Annotated in this window: 26 protein-coding genes and 1 pseudogene; 13 read left to right on the forward strand and 14 right to left on the reverse strand. The window is 68.7% G+C overall.

Going from position 1 to position 22,841, the window contains the following annotated elements:
* Positions 1–1,086: a citrate synthase/methylcitrate synthase gene (locus J2728_RS14370; RefSeq protein ID WP_310000166.1), complete on the reverse strand. Its 1,086-nt coding sequence runs from the start codon at positions 1,084–1,086 to the stop codon at positions 1–3.
* Positions 1,087–1,161: 75 nt separating this feature from the next.
* On the opposite strand from J2728_RS14370, the gene J2728_RS14375 reads away from it, so the two are divergent.
* Positions 1,162–2,334, forward strand: a complete 1,173-nt coding sequence (locus J2728_RS14375; RefSeq protein ID WP_310000168.1) for a citrate/2-methylcitrate synthase — start codon at positions 1,162–1,164, stop codon at positions 2,332–2,334.
* Here J2728_RS14375 and J2728_RS14380 read toward each other — a convergent pair.
* Positions 2,310–3,337, reverse strand: a pseudogene (locus J2728_RS14380) (ligase-associated DNA damage response exonuclease). The gene J2728_RS14375 and the pseudogene J2728_RS14380 sit on opposite strands and share 25 nt — an antisense overlap.
* 40 nt (positions 3,338–3,377) lie before the next feature.
* Between J2728_RS14380 and J2728_RS14385 the strand changes: the two are divergent.
* The 4 genes from J2728_RS14385 to J2728_RS14400 all read left to right on the forward strand — a co-directional run bounded on the left by J2728_RS14385 (position 3,378) and on the right by J2728_RS14400 (position 4,700).
* Positions 3,378–3,878 (forward strand): PaaI family thioesterase, encoded by a 501-nt coding sequence (locus J2728_RS14385; protein WP_013081185.1) that lies wholly within the window; start codon positions 3,378–3,380, stop codon positions 3,876–3,878.
* The gene (locus J2728_RS14390; RefSeq protein ID WP_013081186.1) at positions 3,875–4,300 is read left to right on the forward strand and encodes a PaaI family thioesterase; all 426 of its coding nucleotides are present in this window, start codon (positions 3,875–3,877) and stop codon (positions 4,298–4,300) included. Before J2728_RS14385 ends, J2728_RS14390 begins: the two co-directional genes overlap by 4 nt.
* Positions 4,301–4,341: 41 nt before the next feature.
* Positions 4,342–4,467, forward strand: a complete 126-nt coding sequence (locus J2728_RS14395; RefSeq protein WP_310000662.1) for a DUF2256 domain-containing protein — start codon at positions 4,342–4,344, stop codon at positions 4,465–4,467.
* A 134-nt stretch (positions 4,468–4,601) separates the two neighbouring features.
* Positions 4,602–4,700 carry a hypothetical protein gene (locus J2728_RS14400; protein ID WP_099537226.1) on the forward strand — a complete coding sequence of 33 codons (99 nt, stop codon included), beginning with the start codon at positions 4,602–4,604 and terminating at the stop codon, positions 4,698–4,700.
* Positions 4,701–4,770: 70 nt separating this feature from the next.
* Here the strand turns inward: J2728_RS14400 and J2728_RS14405 are convergent, their stop codons facing one another.
* Positions 4,771–5,685, reverse strand: coding sequence for a histone deacetylase family protein (locus J2728_RS14405; protein ID WP_310000172.1), 915 nt, complete (start codon positions 5,683–5,685; stop codon positions 4,771–4,773).
* Between the two features lie 81 nt (positions 5,686–5,766).
* On the opposite strand from J2728_RS14405, the gene J2728_RS14410 reads away from it, so the two are divergent.
* Positions 5,767–6,621 carry an acyl-CoA thioesterase gene (locus tag J2728_RS14410; protein WP_310000663.1) on the forward strand — a complete coding sequence of 285 codons (855 nt, stop codon included), beginning with the start codon at positions 5,767–5,769 and terminating at the stop codon, positions 6,619–6,621.
* Position 6,622: 1 nt separating this feature from the next.
* Here the strand turns inward: J2728_RS14410 and J2728_RS14415 are convergent, their stop codons facing one another.
* The 6 genes from J2728_RS14415 to J2728_RS14440 form a co-directional block, all read right to left on the reverse strand.
* Positions 6,623–7,672: a S41 family peptidase gene (locus J2728_RS14415; protein WP_310000173.1), complete on the reverse strand. Its 1,050-nt coding sequence runs from the start codon at positions 7,670–7,672 to the stop codon at positions 6,623–6,625.
* 72 nt (positions 7,673–7,744) lie between these two features.
* Positions 7,745–8,314, reverse strand: a complete 570-nt coding sequence (locus J2728_RS14420) for an NUDIX hydrolase (protein ID WP_310000175.1) — start codon at positions 8,312–8,314, stop codon at positions 7,745–7,747.
* Positions 8,315–8,339: 25 nt separating this feature from the next.
* Positions 8,340–8,906 carry a ribosome maturation factor RimM gene (gene rimM, locus J2728_RS14425; RefSeq protein WP_310000177.1) on the reverse strand — a complete coding sequence of 189 codons (567 nt, stop codon included), beginning with the start codon at positions 8,904–8,906 and terminating at the stop codon, positions 8,340–8,342.
* Between the two features lie 53 nt (positions 8,907–8,959).
* Positions 8,960–9,481 carry a 30S ribosomal protein S16 gene (gene rpsP / locus J2728_RS14430; RefSeq protein ID WP_310000180.1) on the reverse strand — a complete coding sequence of 174 codons (522 nt, stop codon included), beginning with the start codon at positions 9,479–9,481 and terminating at the stop codon, positions 8,960–8,962.
* A gap of 24 nt (positions 9,482–9,505) precedes the next feature.
* Entirely contained in the window at positions 9,506–11,032 is a 1,527-nt protein-coding gene (gene ffh, locus J2728_RS14435) for a signal recognition particle protein (protein WP_310000182.1), read from the reverse strand.
* A gap of 385 nt (positions 11,033–11,417) precedes the next feature.
* Positions 11,418–11,924: a DUF1993 domain-containing protein gene (locus tag J2728_RS14440; protein WP_310000184.1), complete on the reverse strand. Its 507-nt coding sequence runs from the start codon at positions 11,922–11,924 to the stop codon at positions 11,418–11,420.
* A gap of 107 nt (positions 11,925–12,031) precedes the next feature.
* Between J2728_RS14440 and J2728_RS14445 the strand changes: the two genes are divergently transcribed.
* Positions 12,032–12,460, forward strand: a complete 429-nt coding sequence (locus J2728_RS14445; RefSeq protein ID WP_310000186.1) for a CBS domain-containing protein — start codon at positions 12,032–12,034, stop codon at positions 12,458–12,460.
* A 61-nt stretch (positions 12,461–12,521) separates the two neighbouring features.
* On the opposite strand, the gene mdh is transcribed toward J2728_RS14445, so the two are convergent.
* Positions 12,522–13,484, reverse strand: a complete 963-nt coding sequence (mdh, locus tag J2728_RS14450) for a malate dehydrogenase (RefSeq protein WP_310000189.1) — start codon at positions 13,482–13,484, stop codon at positions 12,522–12,524.
* A 134-nt stretch (positions 13,485–13,618) separates the two neighbouring features.
* Here mdh and J2728_RS14455 point away from each other — a divergent pair, with 134 nt between their 5' ends.
* Both J2728_RS14455 and J2728_RS14460 read left to right on the forward strand, forming a co-directional pair.
* Complete coding sequence (locus tag J2728_RS14455) at positions 13,619–14,677, forward strand: MaoC/PaaZ C-terminal domain-containing protein (RefSeq protein WP_310000190.1); 1,059 nt, start codon at positions 13,619–13,621, stop codon at positions 14,675–14,677.
* A complete protein-coding gene (locus tag J2728_RS14460; RefSeq protein WP_310000192.1) occupies positions 14,670–15,095 on the forward strand; it encodes an HIT domain-containing protein in 426 nt (141 codons plus the stop codon). Before J2728_RS14455 ends, J2728_RS14460 begins: the two co-directional genes overlap by 8 nt.
* Here J2728_RS14460 and J2728_RS14465 read toward each other — a convergent pair.
* The gene (locus tag J2728_RS14465; protein ID WP_310000194.1) at positions 15,092–16,000 is read right to left on the reverse strand and encodes a hypothetical protein; all 909 of its coding nucleotides are present in this window, start codon (positions 15,998–16,000) and stop codon (positions 15,092–15,094) included. The genes J2728_RS14460 and J2728_RS14465 overlap by 4 nt on opposite strands.
* A 28-nt stretch (positions 16,001–16,028) precedes the next feature.
* Positions 16,029–16,907, reverse strand: a complete 879-nt coding sequence (locus J2728_RS14470) for an HpcH/HpaI aldolase/citrate lyase family protein (protein ID WP_310000196.1) — start codon at positions 16,905–16,907, stop codon at positions 16,029–16,031.
* A 131-nt stretch (positions 16,908–17,038) separates the two neighbouring features.
* Between J2728_RS14470 and J2728_RS14475 the strand changes: the two genes are divergently transcribed.
* Positions 17,039–17,419: a DUF2237 family protein gene (locus tag J2728_RS14475; protein ID WP_013081203.1), complete on the forward strand. Its 381-nt coding sequence runs from the start codon at positions 17,039–17,041 to the stop codon at positions 17,417–17,419.
* An 859-nt stretch (positions 17,420–18,278) separates the two neighbouring features.
* Here the strand turns inward: J2728_RS14475 and J2728_RS14480 are convergent.
* Positions 18,279–18,611, reverse strand: coding sequence for a hypothetical protein (locus tag J2728_RS14480; protein WP_310000198.1), 333 nt, complete (start codon positions 18,609–18,611; stop codon positions 18,279–18,281).
* Positions 18,612–18,848: 237 nt separating this feature from the next.
* Here J2728_RS14480 and J2728_RS14485 point away from each other — a divergent pair, with 237 nt between their 5' ends.
* Positions 18,849–19,607 carry a class I SAM-dependent methyltransferase gene (locus tag J2728_RS14485; protein ID WP_310000200.1) on the forward strand — a complete coding sequence of 253 codons (759 nt, stop codon included), beginning with the start codon at positions 18,849–18,851 and terminating at the stop codon, positions 19,605–19,607.
* A gap of 13 nt (positions 19,608–19,620) precedes the next feature.
* Here J2728_RS14485 and mutM read toward each other — a convergent pair whose 3' ends face one another.
* Positions 19,621–20,484, reverse strand: a complete 864-nt coding sequence (gene mutM / locus J2728_RS14490; protein ID WP_310000201.1) for a bifunctional DNA-formamidopyrimidine glycosylase/DNA-(apurinic or apyrimidinic site) lyase — start codon at positions 20,482–20,484, stop codon at positions 19,621–19,623.
* Positions 20,485–20,567: 83 nt separating this feature from the next.
* On the opposite strand from mutM, the gene J2728_RS14495 reads away from it, so the two are divergent.
* Together J2728_RS14495 and ubiB are read left to right on the forward strand one after the other, a co-directional pair.
* A complete protein-coding gene (locus J2728_RS14495; protein ID WP_310000202.1) occupies positions 20,568–21,326 on the forward strand; it encodes a class I SAM-dependent methyltransferase in 759 nt (252 codons plus the stop codon).
* 3 nt (positions 21,327–21,329) lie between these two features.
* Positions 21,330–22,841 carry a 2-polyprenylphenol 6-hydroxylase gene (ubiB, locus tag J2728_RS14500; RefSeq protein ID WP_310000204.1) on the forward strand — a complete coding sequence of 504 codons (1,512 nt, stop codon included), beginning with the start codon at positions 21,330–21,332 and terminating at the stop codon, positions 22,839–22,841.

Genomic DNA, 22,841 nt, shown 5'->3' on the forward strand with positions numbered 1-22,841 from the left:
CTAGGCCGCGATACGCGGCTCCGGACCGACATAGACCGACTGCGGCCGGATCAGACGCCCACCGGCCAGCTGCTCGCGCGCGTGGGCGATCCAGCCCGACACCCGCCCCATGGCGAACACGCAGGTAAAGCTCGATGGCGGCAAGCCCAGGGCCTCCAGCAACAGCGCCGTGTAGAACTCGACATTGGTGTCCAGGGGGCGATCGGGCTTGTGCTCGCGCAGGATTTCGAGCGCCGCCTGTTCAACCGCCTCGGCGAAGACCAGCCGCCCTGGCGGCCCGCCCGAGGCGGCGACGAGCTTGCGCACGGCGGCCTTCAGAGCGTCGGCGCGGGGGTCGCGGACGCGGTAGATGCGATGGCCAAACCCCATCAGCCGGTCACCGCGCGCCAAGGCTCTCTCCAGCCAGGGGCGCGCGTTGGCCGGCGTCCCGATCGCATCGAGCATCTCGATCACCGGTCCCGGCGCGCCGCCATGCAGCGGCCCCTTTAGCGCCGAAAGCCCCGCTAGCACCGCCGAAGTCAGGCCCGCGCGGGTCGAGGCGACGACGCGGGCGGCGAAGGTCGAGGCGTTCAGGCCGTGATCGCAAACGGTCACCAGATAGGCGTCCATCGCGGCGGCCTCGGCGTCGGACGCCGGCGCGCCCCTGGTCATTCGCAGGATGTCGGCGGCGTGGGACAGCGAGGGATCGGGCGCGATCGGGCTCTGGCCCGCGGCGACGCGCAGCACCGCCGGCGTGAAAACGGCGGGCGCGGCGATCAGCAGGAGAGCGGTGCGCAGGTCGTCGCCATCGGTCAGGCGCGCCAGAAGGGCGCGCATGGCCTCGACCGGGTCTCGGCGCGCCAGACCCTCGTCCAAGGCGGCGACTTCGATGAAGGCGCGGACGCGGGCCTCGCCGAGCGCCCGCGCGAGATCGCTGGGCGCGTCCTCGAAGAAGCCGTCGAACAGCAGGTGGGCGACCTCCTCGTACCGCGCGCGCCCCGAGAGGTCCTCGACGGCGTAGCCTCGGATCACCAGACGCCCCCGCGCGCCATCGACATCGGACAGGACAGTGCGGGCGGCGACAACACCCTCAAGACCATCGGACATATGCGGTCTCCTTTCGGGGCGAGAAAACGCCCCCGCCAGCTTGATCGTCAATCTTGATCAATATAATCAACCTATATGGCGGATTGGTTGGACGCGGATCAGGTTCTGGAACGGCTCGGCGTCCGACCGCAGACGCTCTACGCCTATGTCAGCCGGGGGCGGATCGAGGCGATGGCCCATCCGCGCGATCCGCGACGCAGCCTTTATCGCGCCTCCGACGTCGCCGCCCTGGCCCAGAAAAAGGCGCGAGGTCGGCGGGCGGCCGATGTCGCGGCCGAAGCCATCGCCTGGGGCGAACCCGTCTTGCCATCCGCCATCACGACGGTGGCGGGCGGAAGGCTCTGGTATCGCGGCCGCGACGCCGTGCAACTCGCCGAGCAGGGGCTGACGCTGGAGAATGTCGGCCGGCTCCTGCGCGGCGGCCACGGCGCGGCGCTCAAGGCCTCGCGCCAGCCAAAACCGCCGGAGGCGGACACAGCGCGCCAGCGGCTGTTCCTGACGCTCGCCGGGCGAGCCGGGCGGGAGCCCCCGGCGCGGGGCCGCGCGCCCTTGGCCCTGGCGATGGAAGCCGCCGATCTTCTGGAGGCGGTCGTTGACGCCGCCACCGGTCGGGCTGGCGAGGGGCCAGCCCACGTCCGGTTCGCCGACGCTTGGGGCCTCGACGCCGCCGGCGCCGATCTGGTCCGCCGCGCACTGGTGCTGTTGGCCGATCACGAGCTGAACGCCTCGACGTTCGCGGCGCGCGTGGCCGCCTCGACGGGCGCCTCTTTGTCCGCGGCGTGCCTGGCGGGTCTCTCGGCGCTTTCGGGCCCCCTGCACGGCGGCATGGCCGCGCGGGTCGAGGCGTTCGTCGAGGAGGCGGAGCGACGCGATCCCGCTCACGCCGTGGCCGCGCGCCTTTCCCGAGGCGCGTCCATGCCGGGTTTCGACCATCCGCTTTATCCGGACGGTGATCCACGCGCCACGGCGCTACTGGCGGCCTTTGATCCGCCGCCGCCGCTGGCCGAACTGCGCGCCGCCACCCAAGCGGCCACCGACCTGTCGCCCAATATCGACTTCGCCTTGGTCAGCCTGTCGCGCGCCTTGCGACTGCCAGACGACGCGTCCTTCATCCTGTTCGCGACGGCCAGAAGCGCCGGCTGGACCGCGCACGCCATAGAGCAGCTCCAGAGCGGTCGCCTGATCCGGCCCAGGGCCCGGTATGTCGGCGCGCCTCCAGAAGGCTATTCGCCCTCTTCCTCGTCGTAACCGACCAGTCGCAGCGCGCGGGCCGGCAAGCCCTCCAGCTCGCACCAGCGCTCCAGCGCCTCCTCGCGGCCGTGGGTGATCCAGACCTCGCCGGGGCGAAGCTCCGCCAGCGTGCCCGTCAGTTCGTCCCAGTCGGCGTGGTCCGACAGGATCAGCGGCAGCTCGACGCCGCGCTGACGGGCCCGGGCTCGCACGCGCATCCAGCCCGAGGCGAAGCAATCGACCGGGTCGGAGAAGCGGCGCGACCAGCGATCGGCCGCGGCGCTGGGCGGAGCGATGATGATCTGGCCGGCGAAGGCCTCCTTAGGCCCGGAAGCAGTGGCGGGCGCCAGCGGACCGAGTTCGACGCCGTGCGCCTCGTAGAGGGCGTTGAGCCGCTCCAGCGCGCCATGCACGAAGATCGTCTTGTCCCAGCCTGCCTCGCGCAGCAGGCGGATCACCCGCTGGGCCTTGCCCAGCGCATAGGCGCCGACGATGTGGCAACGCTCGGGGAACTGCTCGACCGAGGCCAGGAGGCCACGAATCTCGCCGGCGTCGTCGGGATGGCGGAACACCGGCAGACCGAAGGTCGCCTCGGTGATGAAGACGTCGCACGGCACGGGCTCGAACGCCGCGCAGGTCGGGTCGCGCCGTCGCTTGTAGTCACCCGAGACCACCATCGTCAGCCCCTTCCAGCGCACGACGGCCTGGGCCGAGCCGAGGACGTGGCCGGCGGGGACCAGGGTCACCTCGACGCCGTCCCGAGCGTAGGTCTGGCCATAGGCCACGGGCTCACGCCGACCGGCGAAGCCCTCGCCGTAGCGGGCCGCCATGATCGCCAGGGTTTCGGGCGTGGCGACGGCGACGCCGTGGCCGGCGCGGGCGTGATCGGAATGGCCATGCGTGATCACCGCCCGGTCCACGGGGCGGACGGGGTCGATATAGAAGTCCCCTGGCGGGCAGTAGAGGCCGCCGGGCCGGGGACAGAGAAGATCCTCGGGCTTGATCACGCTGGATATGACAACGCCTGAGGCGCTAAGCCTATCCCTGTTGAAGGAGACGGCATGAGCGACAACGAACAGAGCCGCCTGATCGCCACGGCGATGAACGAGGGCAGCCCGCAGGCGAGGGCCCTGGGTTTCTCCACGCTGGAGATCGGGGACGCCACGGCGCTGCTGAAGGTCCCCTACCGCCCGGAGATCGTCGGCGATCCGGAAACCGGCGTGATCGCGGGCGGGGTGGTGACAACGCTGCTGGACCACGCGAGCGGCCAGGCGGTGCACGCGGCGCTGGAGGCCTGGACCTCGATCGCGACCCTGGACCTGCGCATCGACTATATGCGGCCGGCCGAGCCAGGCCTCGACATCCTGGCCCGCGCCCACTGCTACAAACTGACCCGTTCGGTCGCCTTCGTGCGCGCCGTCGCCTACGACCGCGATCCGGAAGATCCCGTGGCCACCGCTCAGGCGACCTTCATGCTCGACTCCAGCGCCGGCAAGAAGCCGGGCGCAAATCTCAAGCCCTCGCGAGCGAACCGCGCCCAGACTGGGGGAGCCGACCAATGAGCGACGCCGACAGCCGCCTGGTTTCGATGCTGGAGTCCATTCCCTATGCTCGCTTCCTGGGCGTGCGCGCCGAGCTGGCCGGGGACGAGATGACGGCGATCCTGCCGTTCGCCCAGCACATCGTCGGCAATCCGATGCTGCCGGCCATCCACGGCGGCGTCCTGGGCGCTTTCATGGAGATGACGGCCCTGGCCCAGCTCTCGGTGGCCGCGCCGATGACGCGCCAGCCCCGCACCATCGATGTCTCGATCGAGTATCTGCGCTCGGGCCGCCCGCTGACCACCTACGCCCGCGCCAGCATCAAGAAGCTGGGCCGCCGCATCGCCAACGTCCACGTCGAGGCTTGGCAGGAGACCCGCTCGGCCCCGATCGCCACGCTGCGCGGCCTGTTCCTGGTCGCGCCGAGTGAAGAAGGCGCGTGAAGCTCTCACGGCAGGGTGGAAAGGCGGTCGCCAAGGGCGACCTGCCGTCCAAACCTTGCGCGGCGTGCGGTCGGCCGTTTACCTGGCGAAAGAAGTGGGCCAGGGACTGGGATTCGGTGAAATTTTGTTCCGATGCATGCCGTTCACGTAAAATTACACCCGCGTAATGTGAATTGACCGCGATAACCTCCTTAAAATCGGCGTAATGAAGCAAAGGTAACGTGCGGCAACCAAGGCCCGGGCCTATATCCCTGATCACCGGACGCCAACGGGGCGGCCGGAGAAAAAAGGGATCAAGACCATGACCATGAAGACCACCGCCGTGTCCGGCCTCGCCTCGCTCGTTCTGGCGGTTCTGCCGCTGGTCATCATCGCCGGCTCGCTCGCCCAGAGCCTGTAAGTGATCGCCGCGTAGCCTCCGTCGGGCCGCTCCTTCAGAGAAGCCGCCCCGACGGAGATGGCGATCCAAACTAACGAGAATACAAAGACTTGGCCGTCCGATGCAGGATGGCGTGGCGAGCCGCCAGACGATCGATATCCGCGTCGTAGCCGCCGCCGATGACCCCGACCACGGGGATCTCAAGAGCAAGACAAGCGCCCAGGACATAGGCCTCCCGTCGCCCCAGACCCTCGTCGGTCAGCGACAGCCGGCCTAGCTTGTCGTCCGCGTGGGGATCGACCCCCGCATTGAAGAAGACGATGTCCGGCCGGACGCTGGAGAGCAGCGCCGGCAGGATCTCCGCCAGTTTCCCGAGATAATCCTCGTCGCCCATGCCGTCGGCCAGCTCGACATCGAGGTCGCTCGTCGCCTTGCGATGCGGGAAGTTCTTCTCGGCGTGCATCGAGAAGGTGAAGACGCTGGGATCGTCCTCGAAGATCCGCGCCGTGCCGTCGCCCTGGTGGACGTCGAGATCGATGACCAGCACCTGGCCGACCCGTCCTTCGGCCTGCAACCGCCTAGCCGCCACCGCCACGTCGTTGAACACGCAGAAGCCCGCCCCGTTCTCGGCCGAGGCGTGATGGCTGCCGCCGGCTGTGTTGCAGGCGATCCCGTGTTCCAGGGCTAGGCGCGCCGCGAGCAGGGTGCCGCCCGTCGCGGCCCGAGCCCGCGTCGCCACGCTTTCGGTGTTGGGCAAGCCGATCCGCCGCGCGACGTCGGGCGGCAAGGAGAGTTCGATCACGCCGCGGACATAGTCCTCGGTGTGGGCCAGCCGCAGCGTCTCGACATCGACGGGTTCCGGCCGCGCGAAGCCGTCAGCCCCCGGAACGCCCTCGGCCTCCAGAACGGCGGCCAGGCGCGAGAACTTGTCCATCGGAAAGCGATGCCCCGCCGGCATCTCGGCGCGGAAGGCGGGGTGATGGACGATCGGCGGCGCGGTGGACATGGCCTGACGATGGGCGCCGGGACGGCCTGACGCAAGGTGACGACTTGCGGCGGCTCGCCGCTGCGCCTATCGCACTGCGCCATGCAGACGACCGAGACCCTTGCCGACATCCTCGACCTCGAACCGATCGAGGTGAACCTGTTCCGGGGCGTCAGTCCCAACGACGGCTTCCCGCGCATCTTCGGCGGCCTGGTCATCGCCCAGGCCCTGCTGGCCGCCTACAAGACCGTGCCCGACCGGGTTTGCCATTCGCTGCACGCCTATTTCATCCGTCCGGGCGATGTGAACGCGCCGGTCCTCTACGACGTGGAGCGGGCCCGCGACGGCGGCACGTTCACGACCCGCCGCGTCGCCGCCATCCAGCACGGCGAGCAGATCTTCAACCTGGCCTGCTCGTTCCAGACCCCCGAGGAGGGCTTCGAGCATCAGTCGGCGATGCCCGACGCGCCGGACCCCGAGACCCTGCCGACCGAGATCGAGTTCCTGGAAAGCCTGGGCGACCAGATCCACCCGAAGATGCTGGCTCACGCCCGCAAGCCGCGCCCCGTCGACGTGCGCTGGGAAGATCCCCAGAACCCCGTCACGCCGGTCCAGAAGTCCGGCACCAAAAACGTCTGGATGCGGGCCAAGGCCCCGCTGGGCGACGACATCAAGATGCAGCAGGCCGCCCTGGCCTACGCGTCCGACATGGCCTTCATGGAAAGCGCCCTGCGCCCGCACGGCCTGATCTGGACGACGCCCGGCCTGCAGGGCGCCAGCCTGGACCACGCCATGTGGTTCCACCACCCGTTCAACTTCAACGACTGGACCCTGTTCGCCCAGGACAGCCCCAGCGCCTCGCAAGGGCGCGGCCTGGTGCGCGGCCAGATGTTCAGCCGCGACGGCAAGCTCCTGGCCTCGGTGGCCCAGGAATGCCTGATGCGCGTGCGGAAGTAGCCTAGAGTTTCTGGTCGGCGAGCAGAGTTCCGGCCGGATCGGCTAGGGCGTCTGCCCGCTCCTTCTCGGACCTCGGCGTCGAGACCTTCGGCTTGGCGACCGTTAGCGCGCGACGATAGGCTTCCGTGAGGGCTCCTTCGAGGGAGGTCTCGACATCGGGCTGGACGCCAACGCCCTCCCACCCCTTGCCGGTCAGGGGGTGCGCCGCCTGGCCGTTGGGCACGAAGACGGTCAAGCCAAAGCCCAGCGGCGGCGCGGGACGATCCGACGGATTGCCCCCGCCGCGCGTCCTGGTTCCGATCAACAGGCCGCGCCGGTTGGCCTGGATGTCATAGGCGAACTCTTCGGCCGCCGAGAAGGTTCGGTTCGCCGTCAGGACGAACAGGGGCTTGTCCGGATAGAGCGGTCCGGTTTCAGGCGTCGAGACCTTGCGCTGTTCGATCTCTTCGCGCCCGCCTGGCCGACGCCAACGCAGTTGAACCATGACGATCGGATCACGGGCCAGATGACCCAGGAGCCGCTCGTCGGCCGCGCCGCCGCCGCCGGTGTTTTCGCGCAGGTCGATGATAAGGGCGTCGGTGTGCTGAAGCATGCTCATGGCCGAGTCGATCAACGCCGCCCCGATCGGAGTCTGCTCGAAGTAGCGCAGCTTCAGATAGCCGATGTTTCCCGGCAACCGCCGGACGGCCATCAGCCCGTAGGCCAGGCGCTGGTCGAGAAGTGCCTGCTCCGGCTCGCTGAGCGTCGCGGATTGGGCGCTGGCCGTCACCACCGAGACCTTCAGGTGGCGATCGCCTGATACGTCGAGGGTGATGGCGCTGAGCGCTTCGGCCAGGGCGGCGCGATCATGGATTTGCGAAAGACGCTCCCGATCGGCGCGCAGAGCGGCCTGCACGCGCGCGGCTTTGGCGGGATCGAAGTAACTGTCCAGGCTGCCAACCAGGGCGTCCACGACCTGGCCTGCCTGCGCCGTGGTCAATGTCTCGGACGCCTGAGCAGGCGCGGCGAAGGCAAGCAAAACGGTGAACACCGTCGCGACGACAAAGCGCATCACGTCCCCCTGTCTGATGGGCGACCGATCTCATCCCTGGCGTCGCGGCGCCAGTTAAGGCTACGTCATGACCTACTTGTTATCTGGCTGGATCCTGGCGACGCCGGCCGCCGCCAGGCCGCGCAGCAGGGACGCGGCCTGCATGCCGACGGTGATCTCGCCAGCCAGAGCCATCTGGATCGCCTCGGGGAGGGAAACCCAGACGCTCTCGATCCGCTCGCTGGGTTCGTCCTGAGGTTCGGCGACCTTCACGACGTCACGCGCCAGGATGATGTGCGTGCGGTTGGTATGGGTGCCGGCGTTGGGACGGGTCTCGCCGACCAGGCTGAGGGTCCCCGCGCAGCCGGCCTCCTCCAGCAGTTCGCGCCGGGCCGCCTCGACGGGATCGGTCTCGCCGGGATCCATGCCGCCGGCGGGTAGCTCGACGGAGATGTCGCCCAGGGCGTGGCGGTATTGCTTGACCAGCAGGACGTTGTTGTCGGCGTCCAGCGCGACCACCTCTACCCAGTCGGGATATTCCAGGACGTAGTAGGGCGCGATCACCGCGCCTTCGTCGGTGACGCAGTCATCGGCGCGGACGCTGATCCAGCGATCCTTGTGGATGTGGCGCGAGGCGGTGACCCGCCATTTTCCGTCCGACATCGCTGGATGTCTCCCAAGGGGTAGGTCAGTCCCGGTCGCCGAGCTCGTCGTCTTCCGAAGGGCCCTCGTGCTCGCCCACCAGAGCGGGCGGGTCGGCCAGGATCAGGCCTTCGCCGATTTTCACCTCGGGAACAGCCGCCCGCGTGAAGGGCAGGTACCAAGTGGGGCCGCCCAGGTCCGGGGTGATCTCAAGAATGTCGCCGGCGCCGAAATTCTGGACGCTCTTCACGCGGCCCAGCAGTTGACTGGTCTGGACGTGGCGAACGGCCAGACCCACCAAGTCGGTCAGGTAGAATTCGTCTTCATCGGGCTCGGGCAGGGCCGAACGCGGGACGTAGAGACGAAGGCCGCGCAAGGCGTCGGCGGCTTCCTTGGTCTCGACGCCAGGACAGCGGCAGACGACGCCGTCCTTGGTCTTGCGGGCCGAAGCGATGGTCAGGGCCGGCGAGCCGTCCTGGCGCTTCAGGCTCTTGAAGGCCGCGATGCTCATCGGGTCTTCGGTATAGGTCGAGATCCGCACCTCGCCGCGCACGCCGAAGCCGCCGGCCACGCGGCCGACCAGGATCAGCGGATCGTCTTGGGATGCGGCCATCGTCCAGACAGAGTCGCGCCGTCGCCTCGAACGAGGCGACGGCGCTGGAACCCTTAGCCTTCGGTGGTTTCTTCGGCGGCCGGAGCTTCGGCGGCTTCAGCGGCCGGAGCCTCTTCAGCCGGAGCTTCTTCGACGGCCGGAGCGGCGGCCGCGGCGGCGGCGGCTTCAGCGGCGGCGACCTTGGCGGCTTCAGCGGCTTCGGCGGCGGCCGCCTTGGCGTCGGCTTCGGCTTGCTTGCGGTCTTCCTCGCGCTGGGCGCGCTCGGCTTGACGCTCTTGGGCCTTCTTGCCCGGAGCGCCCTTTTGCGGGTTGTTGCCGGCGGTCCAGGTGGTCAGGCCTTGGGCGGCCAAGAAGCGGGCGACGCGGTCGGTCGGCTGGGCGCCCTTCTTGAGCCACTCCTGGATCGACTCGACCTTCAGGGTGACGCGGTTGGCGTCGTCCTTCTTGAGGAGCGGGTTGTAGGTGCCGACCTTCTCGATGAAACGGCCATCGCGCGGCGAGTGGCTGTCAGCGACGACGATCGAGTAGTACGGACGCTTCTTGGCGCCGCCACGGGCGAGACGGATCTTCAGCATTGCGGTAGTCCTTGGTCTAAAGTTCTATTTCTTGAACGGGTTGAAGCCGGGCAGGCCCAGGCCGGAGAGAGGGTTGGGCTTGGCGTCGCCGCCAGTCCCGAGGCCCGGCAGACCGGGCAGCCCCGAGAGGCCTTGGCCTCCCGCTGCGTTGCTTTCGGGGGAAGCAAGTTTGCCCCCGCCCAAATTCTTGAGGCGCGCCATGTCGCCGCCGCCCATCATCTGGGCCATGCGGGCCAGGCCCTTGCCGCCGTCCTTGCTCATGGCCTTGAACATGTCGGCCATCTGGCGGTGCTGCTTGAGCAGACGGTTGACCTCGGCGACATCGACGCCCGAGCCGGCCGCGATGCGGCGCTTGCGCGAGGCGGCCAGGATGTCGGGCTTCTTGCGCTCTTCCTTGGTCATCGAGCTGATGATCGCCTGCTGGCGACGGAAGATGCTGTCGTCGATCCCGCTCTCGGAGATCTGCTTCTTGACCTTCTGGACGCCGGGCAGGAGGCCCATGATGCCTTCCATGCCGCCCAGCTTCTGCATCTGGCGCAGCTGGGCCGCCAGGTCGTCGAGGTCGAACTTGCCCTTGGCCAGCTTCTTGGCCATGCGCTCGGCCTCGGCCTGGTCGAGGTCGGCCGCGGCCTTCTCGACCAGCGCCACGACATCGCCCTGGCCCAGGATCCGGCCGGCGACGCGGCGGGCGTCGAACACGTCCAGCTGGTCGATCTTCTCGCCGGCGCCGAGGAACTTGATCGGCAGGCCGGTGACGTGGCGCATCGACAGCGCCGCGCCGCCGCGGCCGTCGCCGTCGGCGCGGGTCAGGATAAGCCCCGTGAGCGGCAGGCGCTCGTGGAACGCCTTGGCCGTGCGCACGGCGTCCTGACCGGTCAGGCTGTCGGCGACCAGGATGGTCTCGGACGGATTGGCGATCCGGGCGACCTCGGCCGCCTCGTTCATCATCGCCTCGTCCAGCGTGGTGCGGCCGGCGGTGTCGAGGATCAGGACGTCGTATCCGCCCAGCTTGGCGGCCGAGACGGCGCGCTTGGCGATGTCGACAGCGCTCTGGCCGGCGACGATCGGCAGGCTCTCGACTCCGACCTGCGTCGCCAGCAGGGCCAGCTGCTCCATGGCGGCCGGGCGCCGGGTATCGAGCGAGGCGACCAGCACCTTCTTGCGCTCGGTCTTGCTCAGACGCAGGGCCAGCTTGCCGGTGGTCGTCGTCTTGCCCGAGCCCTGCAGGCCGGCCATCAGGATGATGCTGGGCGGGTTCAGCGCCAGGTTCAGGCCGGTCGGGACGTCGCCGCCCAGCATGTCCACGAGGCCGTCGTAGACGATCTTGACCACCTGGTCGGCCGGCTTGACCGAACGGATGACCGCTTCGCCCGCGGCCAGTTCCTTGGCCTTGCTGATGAAGTCCTTGACGACCGGCAGGGCGACGTCGGCCTCGAGCAACGCGACGCGAACCTCGCGCAGCGCCTCGTCGATGTCCTTCTCGGACAGCACGCCGCGACCGCCGAGACGTTCGAAGACGCCGGAAAGTCGCTCTGTAAGGCCGTCGAACATGTCGAACCCTGTTGAATACACGGCTCCAAACGCGATCAGCCCCCGTGGACGATCACGTCGACGGGGGTCCTCGCCGTCCTCGTCCGGATGGATCCTGCGCTAACAGGCCGGGGGCGTGACGGTGGAGGCGCTGCTGATAAAGCGCCGGAAGCCGGGGCTTATGCATGGAAATGGGCAAAGAGTCCACAGTCACGGGTGAATGCGGACTCGCCTAACCAATTCCCGCCTTCCCAGGCCTTGTGCCTGGGACCCATCGCGCAGCACGCAAGGCGCTGAACGAGCACATGGCCACGTTGGGGGAGCCCGCCGACCAAAGCCGAGCCTAGCCCCACCATGGGTCCTCGCCACGAGGGCGAGGAAGGCGGTGGTTGAGAGGATCGAGAGCCTACGCCGCGCCCAGGAAGTCGCGCTTGCCGATCTCGACGCCGTTGTGGCGCAGGATCGCGTAGGCGGTGGCGAGGTGGAAGTAGAAGTTCGGGATCGCCTGGCCCCGCAGATAGTCGACGGCGTTGAAGACGTGGGTCTCGCCGCGACGGGTCAGGCTGACCTCGCGGGTTTCGGCGCCCTCGAAGGCGGCCGCGTCCAGGCCCTCGACGAAGGCGATGGCGCGCTCGACGCGGGCGATCAGCTCGGAAAAGCTGGTCGCGACGTCGTCCCAGGCCGGAACCTCGACCTGGGCCAGGCGCGCGGCGCCGCCCTTGGCGAAGTCGGTGGCGATCTGCGCCTGGCGGATCAGCGGGAACATGTCGGGATAGAGCCGGGCCTTCAGCAGAGCGTCCGGATCCCAGCCCTTGGCCTCGACATGAGCGGCGGCCTTGGTCAACACGCCTTTCAGGCCCTTGAGCCCTTGGATGAATACGGGCGCGCTGGCCTGGTGGATCGAGATCGACATGGGAAGCTCCACTTGGGGAATGCGCCTAGATAAGGCCGCGTCGAGCGGAACGGGAGAGCGTGGCGGTGGGTTTTAGGAGCTCAAGTTCCAAACCCACGAGGTTCTCCATGAAAGTCAGCGACGCCATGACCAGCCAGGTCTCGATCGCCCGTCCCACCGACAGCATCCGCCAGGTCGCCCAGACCATGGCCCAGGTCGAGAGCGGGGTCGTTCCCGTGGTCGAGGACGGCAAGGTGGTGGGCGTGGTCACCGACCGCGACATCGTGCTGCGCGTCGTTGCCGAGGGCCGCAGCTTCGACAGCCCCATCTCCGAGGCGATGTCGGACGGCGAGGTGCTCAGCGTGAAGGAAGATGACGTCCTGGCGGACGCCACGGCCAAGATGGCCAACCATCAGGTCCGGCGCCTGGTCGTGCTGAACGACGCGGGCGCCCTGACCGGCATCCTGTCGCTAGGCGACGTCGCCAAGGACTATGGCGCCAAGCAGGTCGGCAAGACGCTGGAGGAGATCTCCCAGGAGTCCGACGAAGCGCAGTAGGCGCGAAAAAGGGCGGCCCCGCGAGGAGCCGCCCTTCTGTTACTCGCTCAGGCGAGGAGTCCTAGACCAGCGAGCTGTCGATCGCCTTGCAGGCTTCCATCAGGCCCTGAACCGACTCGACCGACTTGGCGAACATGGCCTTTTCGGCGTCGTTGGTTTCGAACTCGACGATCTTCTCGGCGCCGCCGGCGCCGATGACCACCGGCACGCCCACATAGAGATCCTTCAGGCCGTATTGGCCCGTCAGGTAGGTGGCGCACGGCAGGACGCGCTTCTTGTCCTTCAGGTACGAGGTCGCCATGGCGATGGCGCTCTCGGCCGGGGCGTAGAAGGCCGAGCCGGTCTTCAGCAGGGCGACGATCTCGCCGCCGCCCTTGCGGGTGCGCTCGACGATGGCGTCCAGCTTTTCCTGGGTCAGCCAGCCTTGCTTGACCAGTTCCGGCAGCGGCAGGCCGCCGACGGTCGAGTGACGGACCATCGGGACCATGTCGTCGCCGTGGCCGCCCAGGGTCCAGGCGTGGATGTCTTCGACCGAGACGCCGGTGGCTTCGGCCAGGAAGTAGGCGAAGCGGGCCGAGTCGAGGACGCCGGCCATGCCGATGACCTTTTCCTTCGGCAGGCCCGAGAACTGCTGCAGAGCCCAGACCATCGCGTCGAGCGGGTTGGTGATGCAGATGACGAAGGCGTTCGGGGCGTGCTGCTTGATGCCTTCGCCGACGGCCTTCATGACCTTCAGGTTGATGCCCAGCAGGTCGTCGCGGCTCATGCCCGGCTTGCGCGGAACGCCGGCGGTGACGATGCAGACGTCGGCGCCGGCGATGTCGGCGTAGTCGTTGGCGCCCTTCAGGGCCACGTCCTTGCCGAACACGGCCGAGGCTTCGGCGATGTCGAGGGCCTTACCCTGCGGGGTGCCTTCGGCGATGTCGAACAGGATCACGTCGCCCAGCTCTTCGCGAGCGGCGATGTGGGCCAGGGTGCCGCCGATCATGCCGGCGCCGATAAGGGCGATCTTCGCGCGAGCCATGGGGTCTCCATCAAGGCTGTGGACAGTGAAATGTCGCGCGCGGTCTAGACCCGTCGCGGCCCGGCCTCAAGCCCCCTTTCCCGTTTCGCTGCACCGCGGCAAAGATGCGTGAACAACGATAAGCAGCGCAGGGGATGAAAGCCGTGACCACCAAGACCGACCCAGGCCATTTCTTCGAGGACTTCAAGCTGGGCCAGAGGCTTGTCCACGCGACCCCTCGGACGGTCACGGCGGGGGACGTCGCGCTCTATACGGCGCTTTACGGCCCGCGCTTCTCGCTGTTCTCGTCCGACGAATTCGCCCGAGTGTGCGGCCTTATGTCGGCGCCGGTCGATCCGCTGATCGCCTTCCATATCGTGTTCGGCAAGACCGTGCCGGACATCAGCCTGAACGCCGTGGCCAATCTGGGCTACGCCGAGGGCCGGTTCCTGGCCCCCGTCTTTCCAGGCGACACCCTGACCGCCGTCTCCGACGTGATCGGCCTGAAGGAGAATTCCACCCGCAAGACCGGCGTCGTCTATGTCCGCACGACCGGGACCAACCAGCGCGGCGAGGCGGTGTTGAGCTATGTCCGCTGGGTCATGGTCCGCAAGCGCGACGAGGCGGCCGAGATCGCCGAGCAGACCGTCCCGACCCTGTCGACCGCCGTCGCCCCCGCCGATCTGGCCCTACCGCCGGGCCTCGACTTCTCCGGCTATGACTGGGCTCTGGCCGGCGCGCCCCACGCCTTCGAGGACTACGCGATCGGCGAGAGGATCGACCATGTCGACGGCATGGCGATCGAGGAGGCCGAGCACCAGATGGCCACCCGCCTGTGGCAGAACACGGCCAAGGTGCATTTCAACCAGTTCGAGCGGGCCCGCGACCCGTCGGGCCGTCGCCTCGTCTATGGCGGGGTGGTGATCTCGACGGCCAAGGCGCTGTCGTTCAACGGCCTGCAGAACGCCGGCCTGATCCTGGCGATCAATGGCGGACGCCACGTCGCCCCGTTCTTCGCCGGCGGCACGGTGTTCGCCTGGAGCGAGGTGCTGGACAAAGCCGACCTCGGAAGCGCCGGCGCCCTGCGGCTGCGGCTGGTGGCGACCAAGGACGCCCCCTGCGCGGAATTCCCGGACAAGGGCGGCGAAGGCGTCTACGATTCCGCCGTGATCCTCGACTTCGATTACTGGGCGGCGGTGCCTAAGCGTGTCTGATTTTGTGCTCGATCCCGCGTTCGTGGCGACCTCGCATCTGGTCGCCGATCTTCCCCTCTGCGAGGTGCGACTTCAGGACGACGTCCGCTATCCGTGGCTCGTGCTGATCCCCCGCCAGCCCGGCCTGACCGAGATCGAGCAGCTCGACGTCGGCCATCGCCTGCAGCTGATGGAGGAGATCGTCCTGGCCGGCGCCGCCGTGCGGGCCGTCGGCTCCGCGCTCGGTCTCGCGGTCGACAAGCTCAATGTCGGCGCCCTGGGCAATGTCACGGCCCAGCTGCACGTCCATGTCGTCGGCCGGCGGCGGGACGATCCGGCGTGGCCCGGCCCCGTCTGGGGTCACGGCGCGGCCAGCCCCTACGGCCCCGACGCCCTGGCGGCCGCCATCACCGCTGCGGAAGAAGTCCTCGAAAACTAGCGGCGCTTCTTCCGCGAGGCGGCTTTCTTGCCCTTGGCCTTCGTGGCCTTGCCCTTCTTCAGCGCCGGCGACTTGGCCTTGCGGGCGGCCGCGGCGCACTTGGCCTTGGCGGCCTTGAGCGCCTTGCCCTTCTTGCCCTTGGTCGAGCAGACCGCCGCCTTGGCCGGCGCGGCGCGGCCGGACGTGGCGCGCGGCGGCCAGACATAGGGCCGCGCGCCACGCGCCTCGTAGCCGGGCGGCGCCTCGGGCAGCAGGTGCTCGGCGGAAACCGGCCGCGCCGCGCCATCCTCGACCAGTTCGCCCGCCCAGCGACCGTCCGCGTCGGGGCGTAGGGTCAGGGTCGAGGCCTGACCGCCCTCGCGAGCCGAAAACCGCGCCGAGAGGCCCTCGCCCTCGCGCTGAAGGTCGTCGATCAAGCCGGTGGATCCTGGCGCGCCGGTTCGACGCAGATCGCGCCAAGCCCCTTCCAGCGGCGCGGCGCCGCTGGCCTTGTCGACGATCTGAAGGGCGTACAGCGGTGTCCCGTCCGGGCCCGCCACTCGCCACTGGCCGTCCAGCGGCCCTTGCAGGTTCTGGGCGGCGGCGATCGAGCCCCGCACCCGCAGCTCATAGACCTGCTCGGCCGAGGTCGGCTCGCCCGGCGCCGGGATCGGCAGGATGTTCGGCTTGCGACGGGGCGGAGGCTTGGCGGCCGTCTCGGCCTGCTCCTCGTCCATGTCCTGGCCAGATTGCGAGATCAGGTCGGCCAAAGGGTCGAGGGCTAGCGGGACCGGCGCCTGGGGGACCTGGGCCGCCGCCGGCGCGGTCGTGACAGTCGGCGTTTGCGCGGGCGGCGCCGTCGCCGGGCTCTGCTGGGCCAGCGCGGGGCTGGCGGCCAGGACGACGGAGAAGACGATAGCCCGCATTCGCAACCTTCAAACGCCCCTCAAGCCGTCACCCTCGCGCGGCGATCGCCTCGGCGACCGCCACCAGGCGCTCGGCCTGGGCCAGATGCAGACGTTCGGCCATCTTGCCGTCCACCCGCAAGGCGCCTTTGCCAGAATTTTCCGGCGCGTTGAAGGCCGCGATCACCGCGCGGCTCCAGGCGATGTCCTCGGGCGAGGGCGAGAAGACGCGGTTGCAGATCTCCAGATGCTTGGGATGGATCAGGGTCTTGCCGTCGAAGCCGAAGTCGACGCCCTGGACGCAGACCGCTTCCAGCGCCGCCAGATCCTCGATATCGTTGTGGACGCCGTCCAGGATGGTCAGGCCGTGGGCCCGCGCCGCCGCCACCGACAGGGTCAGTAGCGGCAGGAACGGCGCGCGGTCCGGCGTCTGGCGGGCCCGCATTTCCTTGGCGAAGTCGTTGACCCCCATGACCCAGGCCGAAAGGCGGGTTCCGTGCGCGGCCTCGGCCATCTCCCACAGGTGGAAGGCGGCCTTGGCCGTCTCGATCATGGTCCAGAGACGCGTGGCCGGCGGGGCGGCGTGCAGGCGCTGGTCGTAAAGGCGCACGTCGGCGGCGTCGTTGACCTTCGGAACCAGCACGGCGTCCGGCCCGGCCTCGGCGGCGGCGGCCAGGTCCTCCGCGCCCCAGGGAGTGTCGAGGCCATTGACGCGGATCACGACCTCGCGCGCCCCGAAGCCCCCGGCCTGGACCGCCGCCACGGCCGCCTCGCGGGCCGCCGACTTGGCCTCGGGGGCGACGGCGTCCTCCAGGTCCAGGATGATCACGTCGGCGTCCAGGGTGCGGGCCTTTTCGACCGCCTTGGCGTTGGAGGCGGGCATGTAGAGCGCGCTGCGGCGCGGACGGCTGGGAACGGCGATCGTCATGGAACTCCCCGGGTCGGCTTTCTGGATTGGATCAAGCTTAGCATTGCCGCGCCGCGGCAAAAGCCTTCCGCTTGCGGCAGGCCGGGCAATAACCGCCTTGGCCTCGCCTCGGCTTGGCGTAGGATCGGGCCATGACCACGCGCTACGACGAGAACGCCAAGAACGTGCTGGGCGGAGAACTCAAGCCCTGCTCCCTGAACCCGGTGACCGGCTTCTATCGCAACGGCTGCTGCGAGACCGGGCCGCATGACCTGGGCCTGCACACCGTCTGCGTCGTGTTGACCGACGAGTTTCTGGCCTTCTCGAAGGCCCAGGGCAACGACCTCTCGACCCCACGTCCGGAGTACGCTTTTCCGGGCCTGAAGGCCGGCGACCGCTGGTGCCTGTGCGCCGGCCGCTGGACCGAGGCGCTGGAGGCCGGCATGGCGCCCCAGGTGGTGCTGGAAGCCACCCATGAGGAGATGCTGGCCGTCGCGCCGCTGGGTGTTCTGAAGGATCATGCCGTCACCTGAGGACACGACGTTTCGACCTCACGCGGCATGCCGCTGAAGTTTGCTGGGGAGGTGACGGAGCGGCCGGGCGAACCCGGAGACCGTTTGGTTTGATTGCGTTTCGGCTCGTCGACCGCTCCGCCAGGCTGTTGTTTCCATGAGGACGGCGGGCGTGAGCGTTATCTGCTCGGGCCTCCGTTCCCCCCGGACGGGCGTGGACCCACTGGATCGGCTCTACCGTCTCCAGCTCGGCGATCCACGATAGGCGGCTTTATCGATCACCGCCCTGTCGCTCCGCTTTCGGCCTTGTTCCCGAACCGTCCCGTCACCCGTGTGCGCTCCTAAAGAGTAAGCCACGCGACCTGTCGAAACGGACGGGGACCAGAAAGCGGCCCCGCTCAACCTATCCCCGCCGCCGTATTGGGCCGGATCCATACGCCCTCCCCCGCGACGGGGATGGCTATGATTGTGCGCGCGGTTTCAACGCGGATCACACAGCGGCGTGTAAAAGTGAGAAGCCGTTGAAATCGCTGGGTTCGATTTCGTCTACGCGGATGATAGAGCGCCGCGAACGCTCGTAAAATCCTCCCCCCAGCGGGGGAGGATTTTGGTGTTGGTCGCCCGTCCTCCGCGACGGGAGCCATTCCTTACATCCCGCGGCGAGACGATCACGAAAACCCTCTCTCTTAGAGAGAGGGAGGGGCCCAAGCGAAGCTTGGGAGGGTGAGTGGTTACACCCTCGGCCGGCGTGCCGGCGCATCGCTCTCAACCACGCCAGGATTGTCCACGGGCTTCGCCTACCCTCTCACCCTCCCACGCCTGCGGCGCGGGCCCCTCCCTCTCTCTATGAGAGAGGGGTTTTGAGTGTCCGGCCTCCACCCTAGTCGGACGTTCGATCGGTCGGCTCCCCAGCGCCCCGCGCGGGCGCGTCACCGCCATCCACGACCAAGATCGGCCTTCGCTTCTGATACAGCCAGAGGCCCAGAACGATCACGCCGCCGAGCAACAGGGACTGAATCCCCAGAACGATGGGTAGCAGCAGAAGCTGTAATAGGCCGCCCACCAGCATGGCCGGGCGCTGAACGCCCATCGTCAAGGTCGCGAGCAGGAACAGCGGCCCGAAGATCACGCTCGCGCCGATGATGTAGCCGGTCGCGACCAATCTGAAGGCGGCTCCGGCCTTCAATTGTCCGTCCGTCGTTCGGAGTTCCATCGCCCTCGACCTCGCGGCAAGCCCGGCGCGAAATCGCGCCGGGAATCGCTACAACTTGAATGCAAGTCGGGCCAGGGCCGCAATGCCCAATGTCCGAGCGCCTTTCCGACATTCAGGGCGCCTATTCAGACCACGCCGCCGCGCAGATCAACTTAGAGCAATTGCCACCCCCGCCACTCGCCTTCGCTGGACGGGACGCCTCGGGCATCCTACTCAAAGCGCATTGTCGGGGGTTTCATGAGCATCGTGTCGTTTCTGAAGAACCGTTTGCGGCGCAAGCCCGCGCCTAACGCCAGCCCGAGCGGCGATCCGCGCGCCTTGAAGGCCGTCAATGTCGCGATGGTCGACGCGCTGATGGGCGCGTTGCCGCATGATGAAGCCATGTCGGTCGCGATCGGCGGGGACTGGGAGTTTGGCGGCAAGGTCCAGACGGCCCTGCTCAAGCATTACGGCCTGCCGCCCCAGGGCTTTCTGGTCGACGTGGGCTGCGGCGCGGGCCGGCTGGCCAAGACGCTGAGCGAACAACACCCGGGCGGCTATCTTGGGATCGATCTCGTGCCGGCGCTGGTCAACAACGCGCGCCGCATTACCCCTCGTCCGGATTGGACGTTCGAGGTCATCGATCACATCGGCATACCGGCGCCCGAGACCAGCGCCGACATGGTCTGCTTCTTTTCGGTGATGACCCACCTGCTGCACGAGCAGAGCTATTGGTACCTCGAGGAGGCCCACCGCGTGCTGAAAAAGGGCGGCCGGGTCGTCCTGTCGTTCCTGGAATTCCAGGAGCCCTGGCACTTCGAGCACGTGTTCAAGCCGACCGTGGCGGGCGCCAAGTCCGGCTCCGCTGCGCCCCTCAATGTCTTCCTGGACCGGGCGGCGATCGCCTTGTGGGCGAACGACATCGGCTTTGACGTCGTGGAATTCCGAGGCGGCGGCGACGAGGTGACGCCCGCGGGAAATCTCGGGCAGGCGCTCTGCGTTCTCAAGAAAAGGTGACGCGGGACGGCCCTTACACCTGGCACACCGGGCAGAAGAAGGTCGACCGCCCGGCCTGAACCTCGCGGGCGATCACGCCCTCGCACCCCGGCGTCGGACACGGCTCGCCCTCGCGGTCGTAGACGCGGAAGCGGTGCTGGAAATAGCCCAGCGCCCCATCGGCGGCGGCGAAGTCCTTGAGCGTGGAGCCGCCGACCTCGACCGCCTCGGCCAGCACGTCCTTGATCGCCGTGGCCAGCGGGCCAAGGCGCTTCTTGGCGACGCCGCCCGCCGGCTTGAACGGCGAGATGTGGGCGCGGTGCAGGGCCTCGCAGACATAGATGTTGCCCAGGCCCGCCACGGTGCGCTGGTCCAGCAGCAGGGTCTTGGGGCCTTGCTTGCGGTTCTGAAAGACCTTTTCCAGCGTCCTGGCGTCGAAGCCTTCGCCCAGCGGCTCGGGCCCCATGGTCGCGAACCAGGGGTGATGACTGACCCGGTCGGTCGGGATCAGGTCCATGAAGCCGAACCGGCGCGGGTCGTAGTAGGTGACCACGGCGCCCTCTTCGGTCTCGAAGATGACGTGGGCGTGCTTGTCGTCGGGCGTCACTTCGCGGGCGAAGTCGCCGGGGCGCACGGTTCCCTCCGGCGCGGCGATCTCGAAGCGCCCGGTCATCCCTAGGTGCATCACCAGGGTGTCGCCGCGGTCCAGCGGCGCCAGGATGTACTTGGCCCGGCGGTCCAGGCGCAGGATCGTCGCGCCCGTCAACCGTTGGACGAAGCCGTCGGGCAGGGGAAAGCGCAGGTCGGGGCGGTTAGCCCGCACGCGGGAGAGGCGCGCGCCGGACAGGACGGGCGTAAGACCGCGCCGGACGGTCTCCACTTCAGGCAGTTCGGGCAAGCTTGAACCCTTAAGACGATGACGCGGCGCGATGCGCGAGCTAATAGCGGACCTTCATATAGAGAGTTCGCCCCCGGGACGTCATGAGCAACACCTCCGCCAGCTTCGGTTTCAAGGATGTCGACGCCTCGCAAAAGGCGGGCCTGGTGCGCGGCGTGTTCGACCGCGTGGCCAAGAACTACGACATCATGAACGACCTGATGAGCGGCGGCGTGCACCGCCTGTGGAAGGACGCGGTCGCCGCGCGCCTGAACCCGCAGCCGGGCGAGGTGATCATCGACTGCGCTGGCGGCACCGGCGACATGGCCCGCCGCTTCGCCAAGATGGCCCGGAACGCCCAGGAGCGGCGCGGCGGCCCGGACGCGACCATCAACATCGTCGACTACAACGCCGAGATGATCATGGCCGGCATCGAGCGCGGCGGCGAGCCGGAGATCACCTGGACCGTGGGCGACGCCCAACGCCTGCCGCTGCCCGACAACTACGCCAACGCCTATGTGATCAGCTTTGGCATCCGCAATGTCACCGACATCGACGCGGCCCTGCGCGAGGCGCGCCGGGTGCTGAAGCCCGGCGGCCGCTTCCTGTGCCTTGAGTTCTCGCGCCCGGTGACCGAGGCCCTGGCCAAGGCTTACGACGCCTACAGCTTCAAGGTCATCCCCCAGGTCGGCGAATGGGTCGCCAAGGACCGCGACGCCTATCAGTACCTGGTCGAGAGCATCCGCCGCTTCCCCGACCAGAAGACCTTCGCCGGCATGATCGAGAACGCCGGCTTCAAGCGGGTCAGCTACACCAACTTCACCGGCGGCGTCGCGGCCCTGCACCAGGGCTGGGCGCTCTAACCAGTGACGTCGTTCTCCGCCTTTCTACGCCTGACGGGCGCGGGCTGGGCCCTGGTTCGGGCCGACGCCCTGATCCCGCGCGAGGCCGAACCGCTGCTGCCGCCCGCCGCCAAGCTGGCCGGGCGTCTGCTGCGCCTGTTCGCCGGTAGCGCCGCCAAGCGCGGGCGGCCGGGCGAGCGCCTGGCGCGCGTGCTGGAACGCCAAGGGCCGGCCGCGATCAAGCTGGGCCAGTTCCTGTCGACCCGCGCCGACATCTTCGGCGCCGCCTTCGCCGAGGACCTGTCGCACCTGAAGGACCGTTTGCCGGCCTTTCCGCTCTCGGTCGCGAGGGCCGAGATCGCGCGTAACCTCGGCAAGCCGCTGGACGAGATCTTCGCCGAGATCGGCGAGCCGGTCGCCGCCGCCTCCCTGGCCCAGGCCCATCCGGCGACGCTGGTCGACGGCCGCGAGGTCGCGGTGAAGGTGCTGCGGCCGGGCGTCGAGCGCCAGGTCGCCCGCGACACCGCCGTGCTGCGGCTGGCCGCGCGCCTGGCCGAGACCCTGGCGCCGGCCTCGCGCCGCCTGCGCCCGACCGAGTTCGTCGAGGTGGTGATCCGCGCCCTCGCGCTGGAGATGGACCTGCGCTTCGAGGCCGCCGGCTGCGCCGAGCTGGGCGAGGCCATGGCCAAGGACCCCTATATGCGCGCCCCGAGCGTGTGCTGGGAGGGCGTGGGCAAGCGGGTTCTCACCTTGACCTGGGCCGAGGGCATGCCGCTGTCGGACCCAGACGCCCTGGCGCTGCCCGGCCTGGACCGCAAGGCCCTGGCCGAGAACGTCACCCGGGGCTTCCTGGCCCAGGCCCTGGATCACGGCCTGTTCCACGCCGACCTGCACGAGGGCAACCTGTTCGTCGCCGCGCCCGCCAGCGTGGTCGCCGTCGACTACGGCATCGTCGGACGCCTTGGCGCGGGCGAGCGCCGCTACCTGGCCGAGATTCTGTACGGCTTCCTGAACCGCGACTACGCCCGCATCGCCCAGGTCCATTTCGACGCCGGCTACGTGCCGGCCCACCAGGACAAGGACGCCTTCGCCCAGGCCCTGCGCGCCGTCGGCGAGCCGGTGTTTGGCCGCAACGCCCGCGACGTCTCGATGGGCCGCCTCCTGGCGCAGCTGTTCGAGATCACCGCCCTGTTCGACATGGCCCTTCGGCCCGAGCTCGTGCTGCTGCAGAAGACCATGGTCACGGTCGAGGGCGTGGCCCGCCGCATCGACCCGACCCACGACCTGTGGGCGGCCGCCGATCCGGTGGTGCGTCGCTGGATCGGCCGCGAGCTGTCCCCCGCCGCCAAGGTCCGCGACTTCGCCGAGGAAGCCCTACGCGCCCTCCGCGCCATCGCCCGCCTGGCCGAGGCCCCGCCGCCGCCGACGGCCGAGGTTCATATCGAGCGGTCGCACGTCTGGCCGCTGCTATGGTTCCTGGTCGGCGCCGCGACGGCCGGGGCGGCGTTCGTGACCGGACTGCTGCTGTCGCGCTAG

The organism is Caulobacter segnis (assembly GCF_031454995.1).
GTDB lineage: Bacteria > Pseudomonadota > Alphaproteobacteria > Caulobacterales > Caulobacteraceae > Caulobacter > Caulobacter segnis_E.

Bases quoted from the DNA above. Each gene is read 5' to 3' on its own strand.
- J2728_RS14370 (WP_310000166.1), bottom strand. From the start codon at position 1,086: ATGTCCGATGGTCTTGAGGGTGTTGTCGCCGCCCGCACTGTCCTGTCC.
- J2728_RS14375 (WP_310000168.1), top strand. From the start codon at position 1,162: ATGGCGGATTGGTTGGACGCGGATCAGGTTCTGGAACGGCTCGGCGTC.
- J2728_RS14385 (WP_013081185.1), top strand. From the start codon at position 3,378: ATGAGCGACAACGAACAGAGCCGCCTGATCGCCACGGCGATGAACGAG.
- J2728_RS14390 (WP_013081186.1), top strand. From the start codon at position 3,875: ATGAGCGACGCCGACAGCCGCCTGGTTTCGATGCTGGAGTCCATTCCC.
- J2728_RS14400 (WP_099537226.1), top strand. From the start codon at position 4,602: ATGACCATGAAGACCACCGCCGTGTCCGGCCTCGCCTCGCTCGTTCTG.
- J2728_RS14405 (WP_310000172.1), bottom strand. From the start codon at position 5,685: ATGTCCACCGCGCCGCCGATCGTCCATCACCCCGCCTTCCGCGCCGAG.
- J2728_RS14410 (WP_310000663.1), top strand. From the start codon at position 5,767: ATGCAGACGACCGAGACCCTTGCCGACATCCTCGACCTCGAACCGATC.
- J2728_RS14415 (WP_310000173.1), bottom strand. From the start codon at position 7,672: ATGCGCTTTGTCGTCGCGACGGTGTTCACCGTTTTGCTTGCCTTCGCC.
- J2728_RS14420 (WP_310000175.1), bottom strand. From the start codon at position 8,314: ATGTCGGACGGAAAATGGCGGGTCACCGCCTCGCGCCACATCCACAAG.
- rimM (WP_310000177.1), bottom strand. From the start codon at position 8,906: ATGGCCGCATCCCAAGACGATCCGCTGATCCTGGTCGGCCGCGTGGCC.
- rpsP (WP_310000180.1), bottom strand. From the start codon at position 9,481: ATGCTGAAGATCCGTCTCGCCCGTGGCGGCGCCAAGAAGCGTCCGTAC.
- ffh (WP_310000182.1), bottom strand. From the start codon at position 11,032: ATGTTCGACGGCCTTACAGAGCGACTTTCCGGCGTCTTCGAACGTCTC.
- J2728_RS14440 (WP_310000184.1), bottom strand. From the start codon at position 11,924: ATGTCGATCTCGATCCACCAGGCCAGCGCGCCCGTATTCATCCAAGGG.
- J2728_RS14445 (WP_310000186.1), top strand. From the start codon at position 12,032: ATGAAAGTCAGCGACGCCATGACCAGCCAGGTCTCGATCGCCCGTCCC.
- mdh (WP_310000189.1), bottom strand. From the start codon at position 13,484: ATGGCTCGCGCGAAGATCGCCCTTATCGGCGCCGGCATGATCGGCGGC.
- J2728_RS14455 (WP_310000190.1), top strand. From the start codon at position 13,619: ATGAAAGCCGTGACCACCAAGACCGACCCAGGCCATTTCTTCGAGGAC.
- J2728_RS14465 (WP_310000194.1), bottom strand. From the start codon at position 16,000: ATGCGGGCTATCGTCTTCTCCGTCGTCCTGGCCGCCAGCCCCGCGCTG.
- J2728_RS14470 (WP_310000196.1), bottom strand. From the start codon at position 16,907: ATGACGATCGCCGTTCCCAGCCGTCCGCGCCGCAGCGCGCTCTACATG.
- J2728_RS14475 (WP_013081203.1), top strand. From the start codon at position 17,039: ATGACCACGCGCTACGACGAGAACGCCAAGAACGTGCTGGGCGGAGAA.
- J2728_RS14480 (WP_310000198.1), bottom strand. From the start codon at position 18,611: ATGGAACTCCGAACGACGGACGGACAATTGAAGGCCGGAGCCGCCTTC.
- J2728_RS14485 (WP_310000200.1), top strand. From the start codon at position 18,849: ATGAGCATCGTGTCGTTTCTGAAGAACCGTTTGCGGCGCAAGCCCGCG.
- J2728_RS14495 (WP_310000202.1), top strand. From the start codon at position 20,568: ATGAGCAACACCTCCGCCAGCTTCGGTTTCAAGGATGTCGACGCCTCG.